The sequence below is a fragment of the Kocuria sp. CNJ-770 genome (assembly GCF_001942375.1).
In the GTDB taxonomy this organism is placed as follows: Bacteria; Actinomycetota; Actinomycetes; order Actinomycetales; family Micrococcaceae; genus Kocuria; species Kocuria oceani.
Map to the genome: position 1 here is coordinate 1 of NZ_MKJW01000114.1, position 23,380 is coordinate 23,380.

Sequence of the window (23,380 nt, forward strand, 5' to 3'; positions counted from 1 at the left end):
ACCGAGACGCGACCCGCTCCGGCGGCGGGCCCCGCCGGGCCAGGGCCGCCGGGAGGACCGCGGCGATGACCGCGGCGAGCACCGGAGCCGCCGGGAGGCGGCCCCGGCAACGGGCGAGCGGCGCGGGGAGGCCCGGGAGACCGCTCGGGAGACCTCGGTGGAGCGCACCTCCGACGGCACCACCCGCCGGCGCCGGCGCCGCCGCGGCGGCCAGGGCGGCGGCGAGGCCCAGCGGGCGCAGAGCGGCACCGCCGCCGAGTGATCCCCTTCTCTTCGACGCCGAGGGCCCCGACGCGGTGGTCGCCGCGGAGAACCTGGATCTCCTGCGGCGGCTGCCCGGCGGGGCCTTCCGCATGATCTACGTGGACCCGCCCTTCAACACGGGCCGCACCCAGCGCCGGCGCGCCGCCAGCATGACCCCCGCGGCGGACGGGGAGGGCGACCGGACCGGCTTCGCCGGGCGCTCGTACACGACGGTGCTGGGCGCGCTGCGCAGCTACGACGACGCGTTCGCCGACTACTGGGGCTTCCTGGAGCCGCGGCTGCGGGAGGCGTGGCGGGTGCTGGCCGACGACGGGACGCTCTACCTGCACCTGGACTACCGGGAGGTGCACTACGCCAAGGTCATGCTGGACGCGATCTTCGGCCGGGAGTGCTTCCTCAACGAGATCATCTGGGCCTACGACTACGGCGGGCGCTCCCGCCGCCGGTGGCCGGCCAAGCACGACAACGTCCTGGTCTACGTCAAGGACCCGGAGCGCTACCTGTTCGACAGCACCGAGGTGGACCGGGAGCCCTACATGGCCCCGGGGCTGGTGACCCCCGAGAAGGTGGAGCGGGGGAAGCTGCCCACGGACGTGTGGTGGCACACCATCGTCTCCCCCACCGGGCGGGAGAAGACCGGCTACCCCACCCAGAAACCGGTGGGCCTGGTGCGGCGGATGGTCGCGGCCAGCTCCGCGCGCGGGGACTGGGTGCTGGACTTCTTCGCCGGCTCCGGGACCCTCGGGGCCGCCGCCCAGCAGCTGGGCCGGCGGTTCGTGTGCGTGGACCGCAACCCGCAGGCGGTCGAGGTGATGCGCGAGCGCCTGCCGCACGCCGCCGTGCGCAGCTGAGCCGGCCGGCTCAGGGGTACCGGACCACCACGCCGGAGGTGGCCTGCTCCTCGATCCGCACGAGCGACTGCACCGACGTCAGGTTCTCCCCGAGGCGGTTGGGCTTGCCGGTGCCGTGGTAGTCGCTCGAGCCCGTCACCAGCAGGTCGTGCTCGGAGGCCATCTGCACCAGGCGCGCCCGGGCGTCGTCGGGGTTGTCCCGGTGGGCGACCTCCAGCCCGGCCAGGCCGGCGTCGATCATGGCCTCGAAGACCTCGGGGCCGACCACCCGGCCCCGGGCGGCCGCCAGCGGGTGCGCGAACACCGGGACCCCGCCGGCGGCGCGCACCAGGTGCACCGCCCGCACGGGGTCCGGGGCGTAGTGCGGGACGTAGTAGCGGGAGCGGCTGTGCAGCACCGAGGCGAAGGCGGCGCTGCGATCCTCCACGACCCCGGCGGTGACCAGGGCGTCGGCGATGTGCGGGCGGCCCACCGTGGCGTCCTCGTGGACGTGGTCCAGGACCACGTCCCAGTCGATGGGGTAGTCCTCGGAGAGCAGCTCGACCATGCGCTGGGCGCGGGTGCGCCGGGAGCCGCGGGAGGACTCGACCTCGGCGAGCAGCGCGGGGTCCGCGGGATCGTGCAGATAGCTCAGCAGGTGCACCGAGATCCCGGTGCCCGTGGTGCAGGAGATCTCCATGCCGGGCACGAACGCGACCCCGAGGGCCACCGCCGCGTCCCCGGCCTCCTGCCACCCGGACGTGGTGTCGTGGTCGGTCAGCGCGAACACGTCCAGCCCCGCCGCGTGGGCGGCGCGGGCGACGTCCGCCGGACGCTCCGTGCCGTCGGATTCCGCCGAGTGGGTGTGCAGGTCGATCTTCACCCCCTCCACGATACCGGTCCCGGCGGGGACGGCCCGCGGTCCGCCGTGGCACGATGAGACGGACGAGACGAGGAAAGGAACCATGACAGAGCACAGCAGCACATCCCAGCACGCCGACCAGCCGCTCTCCGACCGGGTCGAGAACCGGTCGCAGCGGCCCGACTCCCCCGCCTTCCAGCAGTTCATGGCCTCCCAGTGGGCCGACCCGGAGCCGGCCGGGACCCGGCGGGAGCCGGTGGCCGACTTCGCGGCCCGGCGCCGCCGGCGGATCTCCGAGCGGTTCCCGGGAGAGCGGCTCGTGCTGCCCGCCGGGCCGCTGAAGGTCCGCTCCAACGACACGGACTACCGCTTCCGCCCGCACTCCGCCTTCGCCCACCTCACGGGCCTGGGCGTGGACCACGAGCCGGACGCCGTCCTGGTGCTCGAGCCCGTGGAGGAGGGCCGCGGCGACGACGGCGGCGGGCACGAGGCCACCCTGTACTTCCACCCCATGGCCGGCCGCGACTCCAAGGAGTTCTACGCGGACGCCAAGAACGGCGAGTTCTGGGTGGGGCCCCGCCCCACCCTGGAGGAGCTGGGCACCGCCTACGGGCTGCGCACCCGGGACCTGGGCGGCTCGAGGACGCCATCACCAAGAACGCGGGGCCGGCGGCCCTGGGCGGGGTGCGGATCCGCCTGGTGCGCGAGGTCGACCTCAACGTCGACGCCCTGGTCGACACCTCGCGGATCAACACCGGCGTGGAGCTGGAGAGCTCGGACGCCCTCGACGGCGAGCTCACCGAGGCGCTCTCCGAGCTGCGCCTGGTCAAGGACGAGCACGAGGTCGAGCAGCTGCGCGAGGCCGTGCACGCGACGATCGCCGGCTTCACCGACATCGTCCACGTGCTCCCCGCCGCCGCCGGCCACCGCCACCGCGGCGAGCGCATGGTCGAGGGCGCGTTCTTCGCCCGCGCCCGGACGGAGGGCAACGACCTCGGCTACGACACCATCGCGGCGTGCGGCAACAACGCCACCGTCCTGCACTGGATCCGCAACACCGGCCGGGTGATCCCCGGGGAGCTGATCCTGGTGGACGCGGGCGTGGAGGCCGACTCGCTCTACACCGCCGACATCACCCGCACCCTCCCGGTGAACGGGCGCTACACCGACGTCCAGCGGCGGATCTACCAGGCGGTCCTCGACGCCGCCGACGCCGCCTTCGACGCGGCGGTGCCGGGCAACCGCTTCCGCGACGTGCACGCCGCGGCCATGGAGGTGCTCGCCCGCCGGCTGGAGAGCTGGGGGCTGCTCCCCGTGTCCGCGGAGGTCTCGCTGTCCGCGGAGGGCCAGCACCACCGGCGCTGGATGCCCCACGGCACCAGCCACCACCTGGGCCTGGACGTGCACGACTGCGCGCAGGCCAAGCGGGAGCTGTACGTGGACGGGGTGATCGAGCCGGGGATGGTCTTCACGATCGAGCCCGGCCTCTACTTCAAGGCCGAGGACCTCGCCGTGCCGGAGGAGTACCGGGGCATCGGCGTGCGGATCGAGGACGACGTCCTGATCACCGAGGACGGCAACGTCAACCTCTCCTCGGGGCTGCCGCGCACCCCGGACGAGGTGGAGGCCTGGATGACGGGCCTGTGGCACGCCCGGGAGGGCGTCGACCCGAGCTGAGAGCCGCCGCCCACCGGCGGGAGGACGGGCCCGCCCCGCGGGAGGCCGCGCCTGACGGGCGGGCCGTCCCGCCCGTCAGCGGGAGGCGTCGGCCGAGGTGCTCCCGCCGGCGGACGGCTCACCCGGGCCGTCCTCCGGGCCCTTCTCCGGGGCGGCACCGTGCCCGGCCGGCCCGGTGTCGCGGCGGGCCGGCTCCCCGGCCGGGAGACGGATGCCGTACTGCGGCCGCCCGTCGGGGAGGTCCTCGAACCCGGCGGAGCGACCGGGCACCGGCTCCTCGGGCCGCTGCCCGGGGGCAGGCCCCGCGGGGCCCTGTTGCCCGGGGCCCTGCTGCCCGGGCGTCTGCGGCCCGGCCCCCTGACCGGTCGGGGCGCCGTAGGCCGGGCGCTGCCACGGGGCCCCCGGTCCCGGCGGCTGCTGGCCGTGTGCAGGCCCCTGGCCGTGCACGGGGCCCCCCTGGCCGTGCGCGGGGGCCTGCGCGGGACCGGGCCGGGAGGACCCGCCGAGCGGCAGGCTCTGCAGCCCGCGCAGCCCCTGCAGCACCTGCCGGGCGCGCTGGGCCACCTCCGGGGCGGCCACGACGTCGTAGGAGGTGGCGACGATCTGGTTGGTGGAGGTGAAGTCCCGCTTGCCGCGCTGCATCGCGTAGGTCACCGTGGCCAGCAGCATCCAGAACGCCCCGCCGAGCAGCACCGACACCAGCAGGGAGGACACCCACTCGCCGCCGCCGAGCAGGGAGAGGATCATCCCGAGGAAGGCGCCGAAGACCATGCCGTTGAGCGCGCCCTGGCCGGCGACCTTCGGATAGCTCAGCCGGCCGGTGACCTGCTCCACGGACTTCAGGTCGTTGCCGACGATCGCGATCCGGTCCACCTCGAACTGCTCGTCCGCGAGGTGGTCCACGGCCTTCTGGGCGTCGGCGTAGGTGCCGTAGCGGCCGATCACCTCCCCGCGGGGCAGGCCGCGGACGGCGGGGCTGGCGGGGGGCAGGGACCGTGGCGTGCTCATGGCCCCATTCTCCCCCATGCCCGGCTCCTTCCGGGTCCTCCCCCGGCCGGACCGGGCCCCTCGGGCCGATGGGTAGTCTTGTACGGTGAGCAGCAACATCGACAAGATCTTCATCGCGCGCCTGATCGGCCTCGACGTGTTCGACCCCCTGGGGGACCGTCTGGGGCGGCTGCGCGACGTCGTCGTGCTGATGCGCGGGAGCTCCCGGTACGGGCGCTCCTCCCGCCGCCCGCTCGTGGTGGGGCTCGTGGTGGAGGTCCTCGGCAAGAAGCGCGTGTTCGTGCCCATGACCCGGGTGACCAGCATCGACGCGGAGAAGATCATCAGCACCGGGCTCGTCAACCTGCGCCGCTTCGAGCAGCGCGGCGCGGAGACCCTGGCCATCGGCGAGGTCTTCGACCGCACCGTGGTGCTGCGCGACGGCTCCGGTGAGGCCACCATCGAGGACATGGCCATGGAGCGCAAGCGCAACACCGGGGACTGGCTGATCACCCAGCTCTTCGTCCGGCGCACCGGCACCGGCGGCGGCCTGATGCGCCGGCGCAACGAGACGCTGATCATCGACTGGGAGGACGCCGGGGACCCCTCCGCCGCGGGCCACCAGCCGGCCACCCAGTGGGTCGCCACCCACGAGGAGCAGCAGCCCGCCGACCTCGCCGACGAGATCCACGACATGTCGGCCAAGCGCAAGCTCGAGATCGCGCACGAGCTGCAGGACGACCGGCTCGCCGACGTCCTCGAGGAGCTCCCGGAGGAGGACCAGGTCTACATCCTCACCAACATGGCCCGGGACCGCGCGGCCACAGTGCTCGAGGAGATGGAGCCCGACGACGCCGCCGACCTGCTCAACGAGCTGCCCGACGCCCAGGCCGAGGAGCTGCTGGCCCTCATGCAACCCGAGGACGCCGAGGACGTCCGGCGCCTGCTGGAGTACGAGGAGGGCACGGCCGGCTCGCTGATGACCCCCGTGCCGATCATCCTGCCGCCGGAGGCCACGGTCGCCGAGGCCCTCGCGCACATCCGGCAGGAGGAGCTCAGCCCCGCGGTCGCGGCGGCCGTGATCGTCTCCCGGCCGCCGCTGGAGACGCCCACCGGCAAGTACCTCGGCATGGTGCACACCCAGAAGCTGCTGCGCTACCCGCCGCCCGAGGCCGTGGGCAACCTCATCGACCGCTCGCTCGAGCCGGTCTCCGACCTCGCCTCGCTGCAGGACGTCGCCCGCGAGCTGGCGACCTACGACCTGACCATCATCCCCGTGGTCAACGACCACGACCGGGTGGTCGGGGCGATCACGATCGACGACGTCCTCGACGCCCTGCTGCCCGAGGACTGGCGCACCGCCGACGACGGCACCCCGATCCGGAAGGTGGGCAAGCGATATGAGTGAGCGGGAGGCCCGGCGCGCCCGCGTCAACGCCCTGGACCAGCCCCGGGAGCACCGCCCCGGGCTGCTGGACCGGTTCCGGCCGAACCCGGACGCGTTCGGCAAGTGGACGGAGGGCTTCGCCCGCTTCATGGGCACGCCCCAGTTCCTCTTCTGGATGACCGTGCTGGTGACGGTGTGGCTGGGCTGGAACACCCTCGCCCCGCTGGAGCTGCAGTTCGACTCCCGGGCCCTGAACTTCACCCTGCTGACGCTGATGCTCTCCCTGCAGGCCTCCTACGCCGCGCCGCTGCTGCTGCTGGCGCAGAACCGGCAGGACGACCGGGACCGGGTGACCCAGGAGGAGGACCGGCGCCGCGCGCAGCAGAACCTCGCCGACACCGAGTACCTGACCCGGGAGATCGCGTCGCTGCGGATCGCGCTGCGCGAGGTCGCCACCCGCGACTTCGTGCGCTCCGAGCTGCGCTCGGTGCTCGAGGACCTCCTCGAGGCGCAGGAGGAGGCGCCGGATGCCGACGAGCCGTCCGCCCACCCGCGGAAGAGCCCCCGCCGCCGGAGCAGGAGCCTCGACCGCCCCGCCGCCCCCGAGACCAGAGGAATCCCGCGTGTCTGACCCCCGTGCCGACGACGTCCTGGCCCCCGAGGCCCTGCACCCCGCACTCCGTGCGGCGCTGGACCGCGTGCTCGACCCGGAGCTGCGCCGGCCCGTGACCGAGCTCGGGATGATCCGCTCCGCCGCCCTCGACGACGCCGGCCGCGCCGCGGTGCACGTGCTGCTGACGATCAGCGGCTGCCCCCTGCGCTCGACCATCGAGCACGACGTCCGGGAGGCCGTCTCGACCGTGGCGGGGGTGCGCTCCGTGACCGTGGAGGTCGGGGTGATGACGCCCGAGCAGCGCTCCGCGCTCAAGGAGCGGGTGGGCCACACCCGGACCGTGCCCTTCAACGACCCGTCCTCCCTGACCCGGGTGCACGCCGTGACCAGCGGCAAGGGCGGGGTCGGCAAGTCGACCGTCACCGTGAACCTCGCCGCCGCGCTGGCCGCCCGGGGCCGGTCCGTGGGGATCGTGGACGCGGACGTCCACGGCTTCTCCGTCCCGGGCCTGCTGGGCATCGACCGGTCCCCCACCCAGGTGGGGGACATGATCCTGCCCCCGGTGGTGGAGGTCCCCGAGGCGGCCCGGCAGGACACCGGCCGCGCCGGGGTGCTCAAGGTCATCTCGATCGGGATGTTCGTGGACCCGGACCAGCCGGTCGCCTGGCGCGGGCCGATGCTGCACCGGGCGGTCGAGCAGTTCCTCACGGACGTGCACTTCGGGGACCTGGACCACCTCTTCCTCGACCTCCCGCCGGGCACCGGGGACGTCGCGATCTCCGTGGCCCAGCTGCTGCCCTCCGCCGAGGTGCTGGTCGTCTCCACCCCCCAGCAGGCCGCGGTCGAGGTCGCCGAGCGCTCCGGGGCGCTGGCCGTGCAGACCGGGCAGACGGTGGCCGGGGTGGTCGAGAACATGGCCGGCATGCCCATGCCGGACGGCAGCGTGCTCGAGCTCTTCGGGGCCGGCGGCGGCGCCCGGATCGCGGAGTCGCTGACCCGCCGGCTCGGCTACGAGGTGCCGCTGCTCGGGGGCGTGCCCCTCGACGTCGCCCTCCGGGAGGGCGGGGACGCGGGCCGGCCGGTGGTGTGGTCGGCCCCGGACTCCCCTGCGGCGGCGGCGCTGCGCTCGGTGGCCGACGTGCTGGGCTCCCGGCCGCTCGGGCTGGCCGGCCGGCCGTTGGGCCTCGGCCCCCGCTGACGGGGCCCGCTGACCGGTTCCCACCGGGCGGTCACCGCCGCCCGGTCCTCGCGGACGGGCGGCTCAGGTCGCCTCGGTGTCGAAGGGGGCGGGCTCCCCGGGGGCCAGCCGGGTCAGCGAGGACCGGGGGCGCTGCGGGGCGGGGCGGACCGGCTCGTCGTCCTCCAGCAGCGCCTGGCGCACGATGGTGCGGGGGTCGTACTGGCGGGGATCCAGCCGGCGCCAGTCGACGTCGGCGATCTCGGGCCCCAGGGTCTCCTTGAGCTCCTCCGTGGCACCGGTGGCGTAGCGCTTGGCCGCCTTGACGAGCTCCTTGAGCTTCTCCGCGTACTCCGGCAGCCGCTCCGGCCCGATGATGAACAGGGCAAGGAGCACCAGGATGATCGCTTCGCCGCCGTTGATGCCGAGCACAGGATGAAATTTTACCAGCCGGGAGGAGCCGGACGGGTCAGCCGAAGATCCTGCGCAGGCCGGCGGCCACCGTCTCGGCGACGCCGGGATCCTTCGCGACCGGCTCCGCCACCCGGCTGAGCTCGTCGGCCAGCACGTGGTGGACGGTGCGGGCCATCGAGGAGGGTCCGCTGCCCCCGGTGACGGTGTACACCACGTCCTCGCCCACCAGCACCACCCGCCACGGCGGACCGGCGTCGAGCCAGAGCGGGACGCCCTCGACCGGGGAGGGCCGGAGCCCCTCGGCGCTCACGGGCAGCCCGGTGATCCCGTCCATGGGATTTCCCCGGTCGACCCGGCCGCGCTGCTCGACCACGACGACGAGCTCCTCCCCGCGCTGCAGCCGCACCTCCACGACCGGGTGGCCGGAGCGGGTGTCGCGGGCCATGGAGAGCACCTGGTAGCCGTCCGAGGCGAGGGTGGGCAGCGTCCAGCCCTCCGCGCGCCAGCGGTCCGCGGACGCCTCGTCCGCGTGCACGACCCCGCCGGTGCCGTGCCACGCCGAGACCGGGGCCTGCTCCGCGGCGCCCGTGGACGCCGCGGACTCCGCCACGACGGTGCGCCCGACCGCGTAGCCCGAGCCCAGCAGCAGGGTGAGCACGGCGCTGACGGTCGCAGCGGCCACCGGCACCGCGTTGCTGCGGGGACGGGACGGCACCGGGCCGGGGCGGTCCGGGCGGGGCATCGGGCCTCCTTCGTGCGGGCGCTGGTGGGCGGGGCCGGGCGCGGGGCGCGGCGTCGGTCCCATGATCGGCGGGCAAGCTGGACGCGGACTGGACGATGGCCGGGCGCGGGGACCCAGCCGGTAGGATGACGCGCATTGACCACAGCGACGAAGGGCGGAACATGGGCGCGGACAAGACGACGAGCTGGTCGTACGCCGAGGCGTTCGCCGTGGAGGACGAGCTCGCCTACCGCGCCCGGGAGCGGTCCCTCGCCCTGCGCATCCCGCCGGTCACCCCGGGCACGGCCGCCGCCCTGACGGTGCTCGCCGCGTCGGCGCGGCCCGCCACCGTCGTGGAGGTGGGCACGGGGGCGGGGGTCTCCGGGCTCGCGCTGCTGCGCGGGCTGCCGGCCACGTCCGTGCTGACGACCATCGACACCGACATCCGGGCCCTGCGCGCGGCCCGGGACACGTTCCGGGAGGCCGGGGTGCCGACGAGCCGGACCCGCACCATCCCCGGCCGCGCCTCCCTGGTGATGCCCCGGCTCAGCGCCGGGGCCTACGACCTCGTGTTCCTCGACGCGGACTCCGAGGGGACCCTGGGCTACGCCGAGGAAGCGGTGCGGCTGCTGCGTCCGGGCGGGATGCTGGTGGTCAACGACGCCCTGCACCAGGACAAGGTGGCGCAGCCGGCCAACCGCGAGGAGAACACCCGGACCATGCGGGCCGTGCACCGGCTGTTCCGGGACGACGAGCGCTTCAGCACCGCGCTGCTGACCACCGGCTCGGGCCTGCTCCTCGCCGTCCGCCGCTGAGGCGGACCCCCGGGACGGAGCCTCCCGTCAGCAACCGCACAGGACGGGACCCCAGCACGGCGGAGGGCCCGGCACCACCAGGTGCCGGGCCCTCCGCCGTCGCGGGCGGGACGTCACTCGGTCACGCCGGCCAGGCACTCCTTGAGCTCCGCGGCCTCGCCCGGCTTCAGCTCGACCACGAGCCGGCCGCCACCCTCGAGCGGCACGCGCATGATGAGGCTGCGCCCCTCCTTGGTGACCTCCATCGGTCCGTCACCGGTTCTCGGCTTCATGGCCGCCATGTGGGAACTCCTCTTCCTCAGTTGGTGTTGCACCCATCCTATCCGAGCCGTCACGGTGGGCCCGGACGGCACGGGACCGGGGCGGCGCGCGTCGGCGCGGCTCCGGGAACGGCTCACGGCGGGTAGTCCCCGCCCCCGGGCAGCTGCTTCCAGTGCCACAGCCAGCCCACCCAGACCAGCTGGAGCACGGCGCCGAAGAGCACGCACGCGACCCGGTAGGCGCGCGAGTCCGAGACCGCCGCCAGCGGCAGGGCGATCGGGAACAGCGGCAGCAGCAGCCGGAAGGTGCTGGTCTGCGGGTGCAGGAACAGCAGCAGGTACACGGCGTAGCTCGCCAGCCACACCCGGGTGAGCAGGTCCAGCCGCTCGCGCACCACCCGCGAGCGCAGCACGAGGACACCGCCCGCCACCAGCAGCACCGGGGCGACGAGTCCGGCGACCGAGCCGAAGAGGTCCGTCCCGGTGTCGAACCACGGGACCACCGGCACCAGTCCTCCGCCCCGCCAGGCCGTCTCCGTCTCCGTGTACGCCGTCGGCTCCCCGGTGGCCCACCAGGCGATCGCCGGCCAGGCCAGCGCGGCGGCGCAGGACAGGACCGCGAGGGCGAACAGCCCGTCGAACGCGTCGGCCGCCCGGTGCAGCTGCCCGGCCCGGCGCCGGGCCACGGTCCGCACGAGCCAGGTGATCCCGAGGGCGGCCGCGAAGGGCACCCCCGCGGGGCGGGTCAGGCACATGACGAGCACCACCGGCGCCGCCGCGAGATGCCGGCCCCGGGACACCAGCAGCAGGGCCCCGGCCAGCAGCGCCAGGTGCAGCGACTCGGCGTAGGGCACCTGCAGCACCGGGGCCACCGGGTTGAACGCCACGAACGCCAGCCCCCACAGGGCCGTGTCCGGGGCGGCGAACCGGAGGAAGAGCCGGTGGACGAGCAGCGCCGCGCCGAATCCCGCCGCCAGGGACACCGCCGAGGCCGCGGCGTCCCAGCCGGCGCCGGTGAGTCCCGTCACCGCCCGCACGAGCAGCGGGAAGACCGGGTAGAACGCCCAGGCGTTCTCCTGGGCGCGCCCGGCCTCGTCCCGCGGCACGGACCCCGGGTAGCCCTCCCGGGCGATCCGCTCGTACCAGTCCGAGTCCCAGATGCCGGTGAACGCCAGGTAGCCCAGTGCGCCGTCCCCCCACGGGCCGGGGCCCTGCTGACGCCCCACCGTGGTGAACACGGCCCACGCCCACACCCGGGAGGCCGCCCAGACGAGCGCGGCCTGGGCCCACCAGGGGGCGGCGGCCAGGCGGGAGCTCACGCTCCCCGCGCCGGACCGGGTCCGGGGTCCCGGGCCGGCAGCTGCCGGGCGAGGCGGTCGAGCACGGCGTGCACCTCCCCGGGGTCGTAGCCGCGGCGCCGGACGGAGAAGGCGATCCGCCCGACGTCCTCCCGCGTCAGCACCTCGGGCAGCACGAGAGGGGCGTCCGGGGCGCGCTCGGGCCGGATCCCGTCCCGGGCGGGAGCGGTCCAGGCGGAGAGCCGGTCGCGGCCGAGCAGGAGGACGCCCCCGACGGTCAGCAGCAGCACCAGGCCGGTCAGCACCACGAAGAGTTCGGTCATGGCACCAGGCTATGCGCCGGCCTCCGGGCGCCCGGCAGCTGCGCGGCCGCCCGGACGCGAAACATTCCTACGGATCGGTACGCATTTAACGCGGCCGCAACGTGTTCGCCATCACACAAACGAAATCTGGGATATCTTTCCGGTATGTCACACGCCACTCCGCCGGCCGCCGCACCGTCCGCCGCCGCGCCCGGCACGGGCGAGGCCCTGGTCCGCATGTCGCACGTCAACAAGCACTTCGGGGACCTCCACGTGCTCCGGGACATCAACCTGGAGGTGCGCCGCGGCGAGGTCGTCGTGGTGATCGGCCCGTCCGGGTCCGGCAAGTCGACCCTGTGCCGCGCGATCAACCGGCTCGAGAGCATCGACGACGGCGAGATCCTCATCGACGGCAAGCAGCTGCCCGAGGAGGGCAAGGCCCTCGCCCGACTGCGTGCGGACGTGGGCATGGTCTTCCAGTCCTTCAACCTCTTCGCCCACAAGTCGGTCCTGCAGAACGTGACCCTCGGGCCGGTCAAGGTCCGCGGCCGCTCGGCGGGCGAGGCGAAGAAGCAGGCCATGGAGCTGCTGACCCGGGTGGGCGTGGCGAACCAGGCCGAGAAGCTGCCGGCCCAGCTCTCCGGGGGCCAGCAGCAGCGCGTGGCGATCGCCCGCGCCCTGGCCATGGAGCCGAAGGTCATGCTGTTCGACGAGCCGACCTCCGCTCTGGACCCCGAGATGATCAACGAGGTGCTCGACACCATGGTCGCGCTGGCGAAGCAGGGCATGACGATGATCGTGGTGACCCACGAGATGGGCTTCGCCCGCAAGGCCGCCGACCGCGTCGTGTTCATGGCCGACGGGCAGATCGTCGAGGAGAACACTCCCGAGGAGTTCTTCACCAATCCGCGCTCCGCCCGCGCCCAGGACTTCCTGGGCAAGATCCTCGGCCACTGACCGTCCACCCGTCCCTCCGACCGAACGCCACCACCCCGACTGCAAGGAGCAGACCATGCGCAACACCAAGCCCCTCGGACTCGCCGCGATGGCCGCGGCCGCGGCCCTGACCCTCACCGCGTGCGGCGGCGGGGAGGAGCAGGCCGGCGGCGGGGAGACCGGCGGGTCCGGCGAGTCCGTCCGGATCGGCATCAAGTACGACCAGCCGGGCCTGGGCTTCCGGGACGGCGACGAGTACACCGGCTTCGACGTCGACGTCGCGACGTACGTCGCCAACGAGCTCGGCTACTCGGAGGACCAGATCGAGTGGGTGGAGTCCCCCTCGGCCAACCGCGAGAACATGCTCGCCAACGACCAGGTGGACATGATCTTCGCGACCTACTCGATCACCGACGAGCGCGACCAGACCGTGGACTTCGCCGGCCCCTACTTCGTGGCCGGCCAGGACCTGCTCGTGCGCGCCGAGGACAACAGCATCCAGGGCCCCGCCGACCTCGAGGGCAAGAACCTGTGCTCGGTGACGGGCTCGACCTCCGCGCAGCGGGTCAAGGAGGACCAGCCCGGCGCCAACCTCGTCGAGCAGCCCGGCTACGCCGACTGCCTCACCGCCCTGGAGTCCGGCCAGGTGGACGCCGTGACCACGGACGACATCATCCTCGCGGGCCTGGCCGCGACCGACGCCAACCAGGGCAAGTTCAAGGTGGTGGGCAACACCTTCTCCGAGGAGCGCTACGGCGTGGGCCTGCCCCAGGGCTCCGACCAGTGCGAGGCCGTCAACGAGGCCATCACCAAGATGATCGACGAGGGCGCCTGGGAGGAGGCGGTCACCGCCAACACGGAGGGGGCCGACTACTCGTACAACGAGGAGCTCAACCCGCCGGAGATGGAGCCCTGCGGCGAGTGACACCGGACGCGCAGGTCCCGTGACCGGCCGGACCGGCCGGCCACGGGACCTGCGCCCCCGCAGCACACCGACCGATCCACGACGAAGGGCCCTCGCGTGACCCAGCACCACCCCGATCCCCGGGAGCTCCCGTGAGCGACTACCTGGCCGACTTCGCCAGCCTGTTCGAGCAGTACGACGTCCTCGCCGCCTTCTGGGTCAACCTCCGGCTGACCTTCTGGGCCGCGATCGGCTCGGCGGTCCTCGGCGGGCTGATCGCGCTGATGCGCATCTCCCCCATCGCGTCGCTGCGGCTGCTGGGCACCGGGTACGTGAACCTGTTCCGCAACACGCCGCTGACCATCATCCTCGTCTTCCTGGTCCTCGGCGTGTGGAGCCAGCTGGGGATCAACCTCTCCGGCGACTTCAACCAGAACTTCTTCAACTGGGCGGTCATCGGCCTGAGCCTCTACCACGCGGCCTTCGTCTGCGAGGCCATCCGCTCCGGGGTCAACACCGTCCCGGTCGGCCAGGCCGAGGCGGCCCGGGCCATCGGCCTGTCCTTCCTGCCCGCCGCCCGGCTGATCATCTTCCCGCAGGCGCTGCGGGGGGCCGTCACGCCGCTCGGCAACACCCTGATCGCCCTGACGAAGAACACGACGGTGGCCGCGGCCGCGTCGGTCACCGAGATCTCCTCGCTCATGAAGACCATGATCGAGTTCCGCCCGGACGTGATCATCGCGATCTTCCTGGTGGTCGCCCTCGGCTTCGTCCTCATCGTGGTCCCGGTGGGCCTGCTCACCACCTGGGCCTCCCGGAAGCTGGCGGTGAAGCGCTGATGGCCAAGACCCAAAACGTCCTCTTCGACGTCCAAGGACCCCGCGGCCGGCGGATCAGCGCGGCGCTGAACGTGCTCGGCGTGCTGCTCGCGGCGGCCCTCGCCTGGATCGTGCTGAGCGAGCTGGCCGAGAAGGGCCAGCTCGACGCCGCGAAGTGGAGCCCCCTGCTGACCGCCCGCACGTGGGAGAACTTCCTGCTCCCGGGCCTGTGGGACACCCTCAGGGCCGCGCTGCTGGCCGTGGTGCTCTCCGTCGTCTTCGGCCTGGTCTTCGGGCTCGGCCGGCTCTCCCAGCTCGGTCCCGTCCGGTGGGTCTCCACCGTGGTCGTGGAGTTCTTCCGCGCCGTCCCGGTGCTCGTGATGATGATCTTCTTCTACCTGGGCATCGGCCGGGCCGGGCTGGTCGAGCCGTCCAACGTCCCCTTCTGGGCGGTGGTCCTCGGCCTGATGTTCTACAACGGGTCCGTGATCGCCGAGCTGATCCGCTCCGGCGTCCACCAGCTGCCCAAGGGGCAGCGGGAGGCCGGGCTCGTCATCGGGCTCACCCCGGCCCGCTCGCTGCGCCTGATCGAGCTCCCCCAGGCGCTGACGGCCATGCTGCCCTCGCTGGTCAGCCAGTTCGTGGTCATCCTCAAGGACACGGCCCTGGGCTACATCATCACCTACCCGGAGCTGCTGGCCAGCGGGCGGCGCCTGGGCTCCGGGGACGGCAACATCCTCCAGACGCTGTTCGTCGTGGCCCTGGTCTTCGTGCTGATCAACTACCTGCTGACGCTGCTGGCGGCGTGGCTCTCCCGGTTCCTCAGCTACCGCACGGGAGGCGCCACCAAGCCGGCCGAGGGCCCCCTCGCCGCCGAGGAGGCCACCGTCTGAGCCTGCCGCTCAGTCGGTGAGCCAGGCGGCGAGGGCCCGGTAGCACTCCCGCACGGCCTCGGCGCTCACGTGCTCGTCGTCGGTGTGCGCGAGCAGGGCGTCGCCGGGACCGAAGTTCACCGCCGGGACGCCCATCGCGGAGAAGCGGGCCACGTCGGTCCAGCCGTACTTCGGCTTGGGCTCCTGGCCCACCGCGGCCACGAACGCCGCGGCGGCGGGGCGGTCCAGGCCGGGGCGGGCCGCGGCCGAGAGGTCGGTGAACTCCAGCTCGTAGCCGGCGAAGACCTCCCGGACGTGGGCGACGGCCTGCTCCGGGGTCTTGTCCGGGGCGAAGCGGTAGTTGATCTCCACGTGGGCGGTGTCGGGGACGACGTTGCCGGCCACGCCGCCGCCGATCCCGGTCGCGTTGAGGCCCTCCCGGTAGTCGAGGCCCTCCACGGTGATCGTCCGCGGGGTGTAGGCGGCCAGGCGGGCCAGGACGTCGGCCTGCTTGTGGATGGCGTTCTCCCCGATCCAGGACCGCCCCGAGTGGGCCGCGCGCCCGGTGGTGGTGATCCGGAAGCGCATCGTGCCGTTGCAGCCGCCCTCCACCGTCCCGTCCGTGGGCTCGAGGAGCACCGCGAAGTCCGCCTCGAGCAGCTCCGGGGCGTTGCGCTGCAGCCGCCCCAGGCCGCTGGCCGCGGCGTCGACCTCCTCGTGGTCGTAGAAGACGTAGCTGACGTCCCGGTTGGGCTCGGTCAGGGCGGCCGCGAGGGCCAGCTGGACGGCCACGCCGCCCTTCATGTCGGTGGCACCGCGCCCGTAGAGCACGCGGTGGCCGTCGGCCTCCTCCCACGACGAGGGCACGGTCCCGCGGGCGCCGGGCAAGGTGGTCAGGGGCACGGTGTCGAGGTGCCCGGCGAGCACCACCCGCTCGTCCCGGCCCAGCTCGGTGCGCGCGACCACGGCGTCCCCGTCACGGTGCACCGTGAGGTGCGGCAGCCGGCGCAGCGCCGCCTCGACGGCGTCGGCGATGGGCCCCTCGCCGCCGGAGACGGACTCCAGGTCGATGAGGTCGGCGGTGAGCTCGGCAGGGTCCGCGGCGAGGTCGAGGTCGGGTGCGATCATGGCTGCCATGATAGCGGCGGGCCCCCGGCGCCGGATCGATCCGGGCCCGGCCTCCCCCGTAGGATGGACGCCATGACTTCTCCCACCTCCCGTCCCGCCGCCGGCCGTCCCGCCGCCGGTCGCCCCGCCTCCGGTCTGGGCCTGGCCACCGTCGTGGCCTCCGGCCCCCAGGAGGGCACCGTCCTCGACGTCTGGTACCCGGCCCCGGCGCTGTCCGACGCGGTCGACACCTCCCTCGACGCCGACCTGCGGCTGGCGGCCACCGCCGACCCGGACCGCAACATCCGCAGCGAGATCGTCGAGACGGTCGTCGACCTCGACGCCGCCCCCGGCGACGCCGCCGACGCGTACCTGCGCCTGCACCTGCTCTCCCACCGCCTCGTGCGGCCCAACACCGTGAACCTCGACGGCGTGTTCGGCCTGCTCGCCAACGTCGCCTGGACCGACCGCGGCCCCGTGCTCGCCGAGGAGCTCACCCTCGCCCTGCTGCGGATGAAGGCCACCGGCGGGCACGTGACCGTGCACAGCGTCGACAAGTTCCCGCGGATGGTGGACTACGTGGTGCCCTCGGGCGTGCGGATCGGCGACGCCAACCGGATCCGGCTCGGCGCCCACCTGGCCGCCGGCACCACGGTGATGCACGAGGGCTTCGTGAACTTCAACGCCGGTACCCTCGGCCAGTCCATGGTCGAGGGCCGGATCAGCGCCGGCGTGGTCGTGGGCGACGCCACGGACGTCGGCGGCGGCGCGTCCATCATGGGCACCCTCTCCGGCGGCGGCAAGGAGCGGATCACCGTGGGCGAGCGCGTGCTCCTCGGGGCGAACTCCGGCGTGGGCATCTCCCTCGGCGACGACTGCGTGGTCGAGGCCGGCCTGTACGTCACCGCCGGCACGCGGGTGAGCGTGCTCGCCGACGGGGCGCAGTCCACGGCCAAGGCCTCGGAGCTCTCCGGCGTCCCGAACCTGCTGTTCCGCCGCAACTCGCTCACCGGCACGGTCGAGGTGCTGCCGCGCGCCGGCCGGACCGTGGAGCTCAACGCGGCCCTGCACGCCAACTGAGCACCCGCCCCGGCTGAGCTCCCGCCGGCCGAGCAGCCACGCCGGCGGGCCTCCGCCGCCGGCCGAGCTCCGCGGGACCGGACACCCGGTCCCGCGGAGTTCGGCCGAGATCCACTCCGCCCCCGTCTCCCCGCCCGTCCAGGAGCCCCCGTGTCCTCCCCCGCCTCCGGCCGCCGCACCAGGTCGGCCGGGCTGTCGCTGTTCGTGCTGCTGCTGGTCTGCGCCGTGCTCGCCGCCGGGGCCCTCGTGGTCGTCGAGCTGCGGGCGGGGCGGCCCTCGGCCGGCGAGCCCCGCTGCGTGGTCGCCACCACGGACCCGGACGGACAGCGCCGGCGGCACACCCTGTCCTCCGAGCAGGCGGCCAACGCGGCGCTGATCACCGCCGAGTCCGTCCGGCGCGGCACGGACCCGTACGCGGCGGTCGTGGCCCTGGCCACGGCCATGCAGGAGTCCCAGCTGGTCAACATCGACTACGGGGACCGCGACTCCGTGGGCCTCTTCCAGCAGCGCCCGTCCCAGGGCTGGGGCACGGTGGAGCAGATCATGGACCCGTCCTACGCCACCGGCGTCTTCTACGACCGGCTCGCCGAGGTGGACTACGCCGGGCTGTCCGTGACCGAGGCCGCCCAGGCGGTCCAGCGCTCCGGGCACCCGGACGCCTACGCCCGGCACGAGCCCCTGGCTAGGGCCTTCGCCGACAGCCTGACCGGGGGCACCGAGGCGTCCCTGAACTGCGTGCTCGCCGATCCCGAGCAGCCCGGGACGCGGCCGCGGCCGCCGACGCCTGGGCGCGCCTTCCGCGCCGCGGCCCCCGCGGCGCGCGCGAGCCGCCGGGTGGTCGTCCCCGCCCCGGCCGGGCCCACCGGCTGGGCGGTGGCGCACTGGGCGGTCGCCTCCGCCGAGCGGCTGGGCATCGCCGAGGTCTCCTTCGACGGGCGCAGCTGGGTCCGGGCCGACCAGCGGACCACCCGCTTCGCCCCCGCCCCCGGCTGGGTGGACGCCGCCGAGGCCCACCCGGACGGCCCCCCGCCGGCGCAGGACGTCGTGCTGGTCCTCGCGAGCCGCTGAGGCCCCGCCCACGGCCGGGCCGATACGCTGGGCGCATGAGAATTCTCGTCACCGGAGGAACCGGCTACATCGGCTCGCACACCGTCCTCGCCCTGCTGGAGGCCGGCCACGACGTCGTCGTGATGGACAACCTCGCCAACTCCTCGCAAACCTCCCTGGAGCGCGTGGAGGAGCTCGCGGGACGCCCGGCGGCCGCGTTCGCCGAGGTCGACCTGCTGGACCCGGCCGGGCTCGACGCCCTGTTCGCGCAGCACCGGCCGGAGGCGGTGATCCACTTCGCCGGGCTCAAGGCCGTGGGCGAGTCGGCCGAGCAGCCGCTGCGGTACTACCGCACCAACGTGACCGGCACGCTGAACCTGCTGGAGGCCATGGCGGCCCACGGCTGCCGCTCCATCGTGTTCTCCTCCTCCGCCACGGTCTACGGCGCCCCGGAGGAGATGCCGCTGACCGAGAAGCAGCCCATGGACGCGCAGAACCCGTACGGCCGCACCAAGGAGCACATCGAGGACATGCTGGTGGACCTCGCCGCCTCGGACCCGTCCTGGAGCGTAGCCCTGCTGCGCTACTTCAACCCCGTGGGCGCCCACGAGTCCGGCCGGATCGGGGAGGACCCCACCGGCGTGCCGAACAACCTGCTGCCCTTCATCGCCCAGGTGGCCGTGGGGCGGCGCGAGAGGCTGCGCGTGTTCGGCGACGACTACCCCACCGCCGACGGCACCGGGGTGCGCGACTACATCCACGTCGTCGACCTCGCGGACGGCCACCTCCGGGCCCTCGACCACCTCGCCCGGCACGGCGGGGTGCACACCTGGAACCTGGGCACGGGCAAGGGCTACTCGGTGCTCGAGGTGCACGCCGCGTTCGAGCGGGCGTCCGGACGCCGCATCCCCTACGAGGTCGCGGCCCGGCGTCCCGGGGACGCGGCCGTCTCCTACGCCGACCCCTCCACGGCCCTGGCCGAGCTGGGCTGGTCGGCCGAGCGGGACATCGACACGATGTGCCGCGACCACTGGAACTGGCAGAGGAGCAACCCGGAGGCTACGCCGGGTCCTGAGGCCCCGGGCTCACCAGCCCGGCGGGCGCACCACGTTGGGCGGCGCGTCGGCGAACAGCGCCGCGACCCGGCGCTCGTCGTGGCCGGCGATGCCGGTGCCCACCCGGGTGAGCCAGAAGGTCAGCTCCGGGTGGGCGCGGGCGAAGTCCACGAACACGGCCGCCTCGCGCGCCAGGGCGGGGAACCCGCTCATGCTGTCGATCGCGTAGGAGCGCCCCTGCAGCCCGTGGCCCTGCCCCGGCACCGCGCCGAAGCGCTCCACCGCGGTCCGCGCCGCGCCGGCCCCGTGCGCGCCGCGGGCGTTGGAGCCGAAGACGAAGACCTCGTCCGGGCCCAGCTCGGTGATCCGCTCGGGGGTGCGCCGCTGCTCGTCCATGGTCCGCACCCTACCGGGGCGCGCGGCAGGAGGAAAAGGCAGGGCCCGCGCCCCCTCGGGGACGCGGGCCCGGCCGCCGGCGGTGCGGCTCAGCCCTGCGGGTAGTGCCGCTCGGCCTCGCCCACGTAGAGCTGGCGCGGGCGGCCGATCTTGGTCTCCGGGTCCTCGATCATCTCGCGCCACTGCGCGATCCAGCCCGGCAGCCGGCCGATGGCGAACAGGACGGTGAACATCTTCTCCGGGAAGCCCATCGCCTTGTAGATCAGGCCCGTGTAGAAGTCGACGTTCGGGTACAGCTTGCGCTCCACGAAGTAGTCGTCGGCGAGGGCCTTCTCCTCGAGCCGCATCGCGATGTCGAGCTGCTCGTCGTTGCCGCCCAGCTTCTGGAGGATGTCGTGGGCGTAGTCCTTGACGATGCGCGCGCGCGGGTCGTAGTTCTTGTACACGCGGTGGCCGAAGCCCATGAGCCGGGCGCCGGACTCCTTGTTCTTGACCTTCTCCATGAACTCCTCGGGCTTGACGCCCTCCTGCTGGATCCGGTTGAGCATCGCGAGCACGGCCTCGTTCGCGCCGCCGTGCAGCGGGCCGTAGAGGGCGTTGATCCCGGCGGAGACCGAGGCGAACATGTTGGCGTGGGACGAGCCCACCAGCCGCACCGTGGAGGTGGAGCAGTTCTGCTCGTGGTCGGCGTGCAGCATCAGGAGCACGTCGAGGGCCTTGGCCATCGTCGGGTCGATCTCGTAGTCCTCGGCCGGCACCCCGAAGCACATGCGGAGGAAGTTCTCCGTGTAGCTGAGGTCGTTCTGCGGGTAGAGCATCGGCTCGCCCTTGGACTTCTTGAAGGCGTACGCGGCCAGGGTCGGGACCTTGGCGAGCAGCCGGATCGTGGAGATCTCCACCTGCTCCTGGTCGAAGGGGTCGAGGGAGTCCGCGTAGAACGTGGACAGCGCCGAGACCGCCGAGGAGAGCACGGGCATGGGGTGCGCGTTGCGCGGGAACCCGTTGAAGAAGCTCTTGAGGTCCTCGTGGACCATGGTGTGCCGGCGCACCCGGGTGTCGAAGTCCTCGAGCTGGGCCGGGGTGGGCAGCTCCCCGTAGATCAGCAGGTACGCGGTCTCGATGAACGTCGAGTGCTGGGCGAGCTCCTCGATCGGGTAGCCGCGGTAGCGCAGGATGCCGTTGTTGCCGTCGATGTAGGTCACGGCCGAGCGCGCGTTGGCGGTGTTCATGAACCCGGGGTCGAAGGCGACGTTGCCGGTCTCCTTGAGCAGGTTCGTGATCGCGTACCCGCGGTTGCCCACGGTGGCGTCCTGGACGGGCAGCTCGAGCCGTCCGCCGTTGCCGTAGTCGAGCTGGGCGGTCTCGGTCTTCTGTGCAGACTCGGTCATGTTCTTCGTCCTCCGCGAGTGGATTTCGGTGTCCGGGGCGGCCCTGCCGGGCGGCACCGGTGGCGCAGCACGGGCGTGTCTCGGGACACAGCGATCGTTAGGGTCCAACCTACCTGTTCCGTCGGCGGGCGGACCAATCCCGGCGCCGCGCGGGAGCGCCTCAGCGGCGGGCGAGCCGCTGCACGGCGGCGTCGATCCGCTCGTCCGTAGCGGTGAGCGCGAGCCGCACGTACCCCTCCCCGGCCGTCCCGTAGAAGACGCCCGGGCCCACCACGACGCCCCGCTCGGCGAGGCGCTGGACCGTGGACCAGGTGTCCTCCCCGGCCGTGCACCACAGGTAGAGCCCGGCCTCGGAGTGCTCCACGCGCAGCCCGAACGCCTCCACGGCGGGCACCAGGCGGTCCCGCCTGGCCCGGTAGAGCGCCTTCTGCGCGTGCACGTGGGCGTCGTCGCCGAGGGCGACCCGCATGGCCTCCTGGACGGGGGCCGGGACGATCATCCCGGCGTGCTTGCGCGAGTTCACCAGGTTGGCCATCAGCCGGGCGTCGCCGGCCAGGAACGCGGCACGGTAGCCGGCGGCGTTGGACTGCTTCGACAGCGAGTACGCGGAGAGCAGCAGGGACGTGTCCCCTCCGCTGACCCGCGGGTCCAGCACGGAGGGGACGGGCGCCCCGCCCTGCTGGACGTCCCACGCGCCCCAGCCGAGCTCGGCGTAGCACTCGTCGGAGACGACCACCGCCCCGAGGTCCCGGGCCTGGTCGACGACGCGGCGCAGCGACCCGGCGTCGCGCACGATGCCGGTCGGGTTGGCCGGCGAGTTCAGCCAGACCAGGCGCACCCGGGCGCGGACCTCCTCCTCCAGCTCGTCGAGGTCGTCGGCGGCCACCGCCTCGGCGCCGGCCAGCTGCGCCCCGATGTCGTAGGTGGGGTACGCCACCGTGGGGCGCACGAGCACGTCCCCCGGGCGCAGGCCGAGCAGCAGCGGCAGCCACGCGACGAGCTCCTTGGAGCCGACCGTGGGCATGACCGCGGCCGGGTCCAGGCCGGGCACGCCGCGGCGGCGGGCGTACCAGGCCACCACGGCCTCCCGCAGGGCGGGCGTACCGTGGGTGGTCGGGTAGCCGTGGGCGTCCGCGGCGGCGGCGAGCGCGTCCTGGACCACCAGCGGGGTGGGGTCCACGGGCGTGCCGATGGACAGGTCCACGACCCCGTCCGGGTGCTCCGCGGCGACGGCGCGGTACGGCGCCATCGTGTCCCACGGATAGTCCGGGAGGGCGAGGCCGAAGGACCGTGCCGTCTCGGTCACTGGGCGCCCTGGTTCTGCGGGGGCAGGGCCGCGATCATCGGGTGGTCCGTGTGGGTGTTGCCGAGTTTGGCGGCCCCGCCCGGGGAGCCGAGGTCGTCGAAGAACTCGACGTTGGCCTTGTAGTAGTCGGCCCACTCCTCGGGGGTGTCGTCCTCGTAGTAGATGGCCTCGACGGGGCAGACCGGTTCGCACGCGCCGCAGTCCACGCACTCGTCGGGGTGGATGTAGAGCGAGCGCTCCCCCTCGTAGATGCAGTCGACGGGGCACTCCTCGACGCAGGCCTTGTCCTTGACGTCGACACAGGGCTGGGCGATGACATAGGTCACGGCGTTTCACACCTTTCTGCTGGGATTCTCCGACCAGTCTAGCCACCGTGACCTGGCTACGATGACAGCCATGGTCTCCCCGACATCCGGCTCAACGTCCTCCCCCGTTCCGTCATCCGCGGCCGTGGAGTTGCTCGCGGGCCTGCCCTCCGGTACACGGGTGAGCGTGCGCTACGCCCTGCCCGCCGACGACGCCTCCGGGCTGCCGCTCACCGACGCCCTGGGCGAGCTGGTGGATCCGGACCCCGGCGGGGGCGCCGGGACGGTCACGGTGCGCACCCGGCGCGGGGACGTGCTGATCCCCGCCGCGGCGGTGCGGGCCGCCCGGGTGGTGCCGCCGGACCCGCCGCGCCGGCGTCCGCGCGGCGGCTGAGCAGGGCGGCTGAGCGGGACGGCTGAGCGAGGCGCCTGTGCGGGACGGCTGAGCGAGGCGCCTGTGCGGGACGGCAGAGCGAGGCGCGTGTGCGGGACGGCAGAGCGGGACAGAGGCAGACCCGACGGGCCCCGGGGGTGCGGCCGGGCCCGTGCGGCTCGGGGC

Annotated in this window: 23 protein-coding genes and 3 pseudogenes; 15 read left to right on the forward strand and 11 right to left on the reverse strand. The window is 73.7% G+C overall.

Annotation, left to right across the window (positions count from 1 at the left end):
* Both BJF77_RS21075 and BJF77_RS13685 read left to right on the forward strand, forming a co-directional pair.
* Window positions 1-262: pseudogene (locus BJF77_RS21075) on the forward strand (hypothetical protein); the annotation flags it as partial.
* 34 nt (window positions 263-296) lie between these two features.
* A complete protein-coding gene (locus BJF77_RS13685) occupies window positions 297-1,115 on the forward strand; it encodes a site-specific DNA-methyltransferase (RefSeq protein WP_075872507.1) in 819 nt (272 codons plus the stop codon).
* A 10-nt stretch (window positions 1,116-1,125) separates the two neighbouring features.
* Here the strand turns inward: BJF77_RS13685 and BJF77_RS13690 are convergent, their stop codons facing one another.
* Complete coding sequence (locus BJF77_RS13690; protein ID WP_047803719.1) at window positions 1,126-1,977, reverse strand: PHP domain-containing protein; 852 nt, start codon at window positions 1,975-1,977, stop codon at window positions 1,126-1,128.
* Window positions 1,978-2,059: 82 nt separating this feature from the next.
* On the opposite strand from BJF77_RS13690, the pseudogene BJF77_RS13695 reads away from it, so the two are divergent.
* Window positions 2,060-3,633: pseudogene (locus BJF77_RS13695) on the forward strand (aminopeptidase P family protein).
* A 75-nt stretch (window positions 3,634-3,708) separates the two neighbouring features.
* Here the strand turns inward: BJF77_RS13695 and BJF77_RS13700 are convergent.
* Window positions 3,709-4,641 (reverse strand): general stress protein, encoded by a 933-nt coding sequence (locus BJF77_RS13700; RefSeq protein WP_075872517.1) that lies wholly within the window; start codon window positions 4,639-4,641, stop codon window positions 3,709-3,711.
* Window positions 4,642-4,726: 85 nt separating this feature from the next.
* Between BJF77_RS13700 and BJF77_RS13705 the strand changes: the two genes are divergently transcribed.
* The 3 genes from BJF77_RS13705 to BJF77_RS13715 are packed head-to-tail and all read left to right on the forward strand — an operon-like array spanning window position 4,727 to window position 7,818.
* A complete protein-coding gene (locus tag BJF77_RS13705; protein WP_047803709.1) occupies window positions 4,727-6,028 on the forward strand; it encodes a magnesium transporter MgtE N-terminal domain-containing protein in 1,302 nt (433 codons plus the stop codon).
* On the forward strand, window positions 6,021-6,638 hold the full coding sequence (locus tag BJF77_RS13710; RefSeq protein ID WP_047803710.1) for a DUF1003 domain-containing protein: 618 nt from the start codon (window positions 6,021-6,023) through the stop codon (window positions 6,636-6,638). Before BJF77_RS13705 ends, BJF77_RS13710 begins: the two co-directional genes overlap by 8 nt.
* On the forward strand, window positions 6,631-7,818 hold the full coding sequence (locus BJF77_RS13715) for an Mrp/NBP35 family ATP-binding protein (protein WP_083665161.1): 1,188 nt from the start codon (window positions 6,631-6,633) through the stop codon (window positions 7,816-7,818). Before BJF77_RS13710 ends, BJF77_RS13715 begins: the two co-directional genes overlap by 8 nt.
* 63 nt (window positions 7,819-7,881) lie before the next feature.
* On the opposite strand, the gene BJF77_RS13720 is transcribed toward BJF77_RS13715, so the two are convergent.
* Both BJF77_RS13720 and BJF77_RS13725 read right to left on the reverse strand, forming a co-directional pair.
* Entirely contained in the window at window positions 7,882-8,229 is a 348-nt protein-coding gene (locus BJF77_RS13720) for a preprotein translocase subunit TatA (protein ID WP_047803711.1), read from the reverse strand.
* A gap of 37 nt (window positions 8,230-8,266) precedes the next feature.
* Window positions 8,267-8,953: a hypothetical protein gene (locus BJF77_RS13725; RefSeq protein ID WP_047803712.1), complete on the reverse strand. Its 687-nt coding sequence runs from the start codon at window positions 8,951-8,953 to the stop codon at window positions 8,267-8,269.
* Window positions 8,954-9,114: 161 nt separating this feature from the next.
* Between BJF77_RS13725 and BJF77_RS13730 the strand changes: the two genes are divergently transcribed.
* Entirely contained in the window at window positions 9,115-9,747 is a 633-nt protein-coding gene (locus tag BJF77_RS13730) for an O-methyltransferase (protein WP_047803713.1), read from the forward strand.
* 113 nt (window positions 9,748-9,860) lie between these two features.
* On the opposite strand, the gene BJF77_RS13735 is transcribed toward BJF77_RS13730, so the two are convergent.
* From BJF77_RS13735 to BJF77_RS21080, 3 genes are all read right to left on the reverse strand, one after another.
* Entirely contained in the window at window positions 9,861-10,028 is a 168-nt protein-coding gene (locus BJF77_RS13735; protein ID WP_075872508.1) for a DUF3117 domain-containing protein, read from the reverse strand.
* A 113-nt stretch (window positions 10,029-10,141) separates the two neighbouring features.
* Window positions 10,142-11,326, reverse strand: coding sequence for a hypothetical protein (locus tag BJF77_RS13740; RefSeq protein ID WP_255396267.1), 1,185 nt, complete (start codon window positions 11,324-11,326; stop codon window positions 10,142-10,144).
* Window positions 11,323-11,628 (reverse strand): DivIVA domain-containing protein, encoded by a 306-nt coding sequence (locus BJF77_RS21080; RefSeq protein WP_075872509.1) that lies wholly within the window; start codon window positions 11,626-11,628, stop codon window positions 11,323-11,325. Before BJF77_RS21080 ends, BJF77_RS13740 begins: the two co-directional genes overlap by 4 nt.
* Window positions 11,629-11,844: 216 nt before the next feature.
* Here BJF77_RS21080 and BJF77_RS13750 point away from each other — a divergent pair, with 216 nt between their 5' ends.
* The 4 genes from BJF77_RS13750 to BJF77_RS13765 all read left to right on the forward strand — a co-directional run bounded on the left by BJF77_RS13750 (window position 11,845) and on the right by BJF77_RS13765 (window position 15,158).
* Complete coding sequence (locus BJF77_RS13750; RefSeq protein WP_369821415.1) at window positions 11,845-12,564, forward strand: amino acid ABC transporter ATP-binding protein; 720 nt, start codon at window positions 11,845-11,847, stop codon at window positions 12,562-12,564.
* Window positions 12,565-12,619: 55 nt separating this feature from the next.
* Complete coding sequence (locus BJF77_RS13755; RefSeq protein ID WP_047803716.1) at window positions 12,620-13,468, forward strand: glutamate ABC transporter substrate-binding protein; 849 nt, start codon at window positions 12,620-12,622, stop codon at window positions 13,466-13,468.
* A gap of 131 nt (window positions 13,469-13,599) precedes the next feature.
* On the forward strand, window positions 13,600-14,286 hold the full coding sequence (locus BJF77_RS13760) for an amino acid ABC transporter permease (protein WP_047803717.1): 687 nt from the start codon (window positions 13,600-13,602) through the stop codon (window positions 14,284-14,286).
* Window positions 14,286-15,158 carry an amino acid ABC transporter permease gene (locus BJF77_RS13765; RefSeq protein ID WP_075872510.1) on the forward strand — a complete coding sequence of 291 codons (873 nt, stop codon included), beginning with the start codon at window positions 14,286-14,288 and terminating at the stop codon, window positions 15,156-15,158. The genes BJF77_RS13760 and BJF77_RS13765 overlap by 1 nt, the downstream gene beginning before the upstream one ends.
* Window positions 15,159-15,167: 9 nt before the next feature.
* Here BJF77_RS13765 and dapE read toward each other — a convergent pair whose 3' ends face one another.
* Complete coding sequence (dapE, locus tag BJF77_RS13770; protein WP_075872511.1) at window positions 15,168-16,274, reverse strand: succinyl-diaminopimelate desuccinylase; 1,107 nt, start codon at window positions 16,272-16,274, stop codon at window positions 15,168-15,170.
* Window positions 16,275-16,337: 63 nt separating this feature from the next.
* Here dapE and dapD point away from each other — a divergent pair, with 63 nt between their 5' ends.
* The 3 genes and pseudogenes from dapD to galE all read left to right on the forward strand — a co-directional run.
* Entirely contained in the window at window positions 16,338-17,324 is a 987-nt protein-coding gene (gene dapD, locus BJF77_RS13775) for a 2,3,4,5-tetrahydropyridine-2,6-dicarboxylate N-succinyltransferase (protein ID WP_075872512.1), read from the forward strand.
* A 150-nt stretch (window positions 17,325-17,474) separates the two neighbouring features.
* Window positions 17,475-18,392 carry a hypothetical protein gene (locus BJF77_RS13780; RefSeq protein ID WP_075872513.1) on the forward strand — a complete coding sequence of 306 codons (918 nt, stop codon included), beginning with the start codon at window positions 17,475-17,477 and terminating at the stop codon, window positions 18,390-18,392.
* Window positions 18,393-18,427: 35 nt separating this feature from the next.
* Window positions 18,428-19,426: pseudogene (gene galE / locus BJF77_RS13785) on the forward strand (UDP-glucose 4-epimerase GalE); the annotation flags it as partial.
* A gap of 485 nt (window positions 19,427-19,911) precedes the next feature.
* Here galE and BJF77_RS13795 read toward each other — a convergent pair.
* The 3 genes from BJF77_RS13795 to fdxA all read right to left on the reverse strand — a co-directional run bounded on the left by BJF77_RS13795 (window position 19,912) and on the right by fdxA (window position 22,842).
* Entirely contained in the window at window positions 19,912-21,210 is a 1,299-nt protein-coding gene (locus BJF77_RS13795) for a citrate synthase (protein WP_075872514.1), read from the reverse strand.
* A gap of 160 nt (window positions 21,211-21,370) precedes the next feature.
* Window positions 21,371-22,516, reverse strand: coding sequence for a succinyldiaminopimelate transaminase (gene dapC, locus BJF77_RS13800; protein ID WP_075872515.1), 1,146 nt, complete (start codon window positions 22,514-22,516; stop codon window positions 21,371-21,373).
* Window positions 22,513-22,842 (reverse strand): ferredoxin, encoded by a 330-nt coding sequence (gene fdxA / locus BJF77_RS13805; RefSeq protein ID WP_047801516.1) that lies wholly within the window; start codon window positions 22,840-22,842, stop codon window positions 22,513-22,515. The genes dapC and fdxA overlap by 4 nt, the downstream gene beginning before the upstream one ends.
* A gap of 70 nt (window positions 22,843-22,912) precedes the next feature.
* Between fdxA and BJF77_RS13810 the strand changes: the two genes are divergently transcribed.
* Window positions 22,913-23,215, forward strand: coding sequence for a hypothetical protein (locus BJF77_RS13810; protein ID WP_255396268.1), 303 nt, complete (start codon window positions 22,913-22,915; stop codon window positions 23,213-23,215).
* Window positions 23,216-23,380 lie beyond the last annotated feature (165 nt).

Excerpts from the sequence above, each read along its gene's own strand:
- BJF77_RS13700 (WP_075872517.1), bottom strand. The coding sequence starts at position 4,641 with ATGAGCACGCCACGGTCCCTGCCCCCCGCCAGCCCCGCCGTCCGCGGC.
- BJF77_RS13710 (WP_047803710.1), top strand. The coding sequence starts at position 6,021 with ATGAGTGAGCGGGAGGCCCGGCGCGCCCGCGTCAACGCCCTGGACCAG.
- BJF77_RS13725 (WP_047803712.1), bottom strand. The coding sequence starts at position 8,953 with ATGCCCCGCCCGGACCGCCCCGGCCCGGTGCCGTCCCGTCCCCGCAGC.
- BJF77_RS13730 (WP_047803713.1), top strand. The coding sequence starts at position 9,115 with ATGGGCGCGGACAAGACGACGAGCTGGTCGTACGCCGAGGCGTTCGCC.
- BJF77_RS13735 (WP_075872508.1), bottom strand. The coding sequence starts at position 10,028 with ATGGCGGCCATGAAGCCGAGAACCGGTGACGGACCGATGGAGGTCACC.
- BJF77_RS21080 (WP_075872509.1), bottom strand. The coding sequence starts at position 11,628 with ATGACCGAACTCTTCGTGGTGCTGACCGGCCTGGTGCTGCTGCTGACC.
- BJF77_RS13750 (WP_369821415.1), top strand. The coding sequence starts at position 11,845 with ATGTCGCACGTCAACAAGCACTTCGGGGACCTCCACGTGCTCCGGGAC.
- BJF77_RS13755 (WP_047803716.1), top strand. The coding sequence starts at position 12,620 with ATGCGCAACACCAAGCCCCTCGGACTCGCCGCGATGGCCGCGGCCGCG.
- BJF77_RS13765 (WP_075872510.1), top strand. The coding sequence starts at position 14,286 with ATGGCCAAGACCCAAAACGTCCTCTTCGACGTCCAAGGACCCCGCGGC.
- dapE (WP_075872511.1), bottom strand. The coding sequence starts at position 16,274 with ATGGCAGCCATGATCGCACCCGACCTCGACCTCGCCGCGGACCCTGCC.
- dapD (WP_075872512.1), top strand. The coding sequence starts at position 16,338 with ATGACTTCTCCCACCTCCCGTCCCGCCGCCGGCCGTCCCGCCGCCGGT.
- BJF77_RS13795 (WP_075872514.1), bottom strand. The coding sequence starts at position 21,210 with ATGACCGAGTCTGCACAGAAGACCGAGACCGCCCAGCTCGACTACGGC.
- BJF77_RS13810 (WP_255396268.1), top strand. The coding sequence starts at position 22,913 with ATGGTCTCCCCGACATCCGGCTCAACGTCCTCCCCCGTTCCGTCATCC.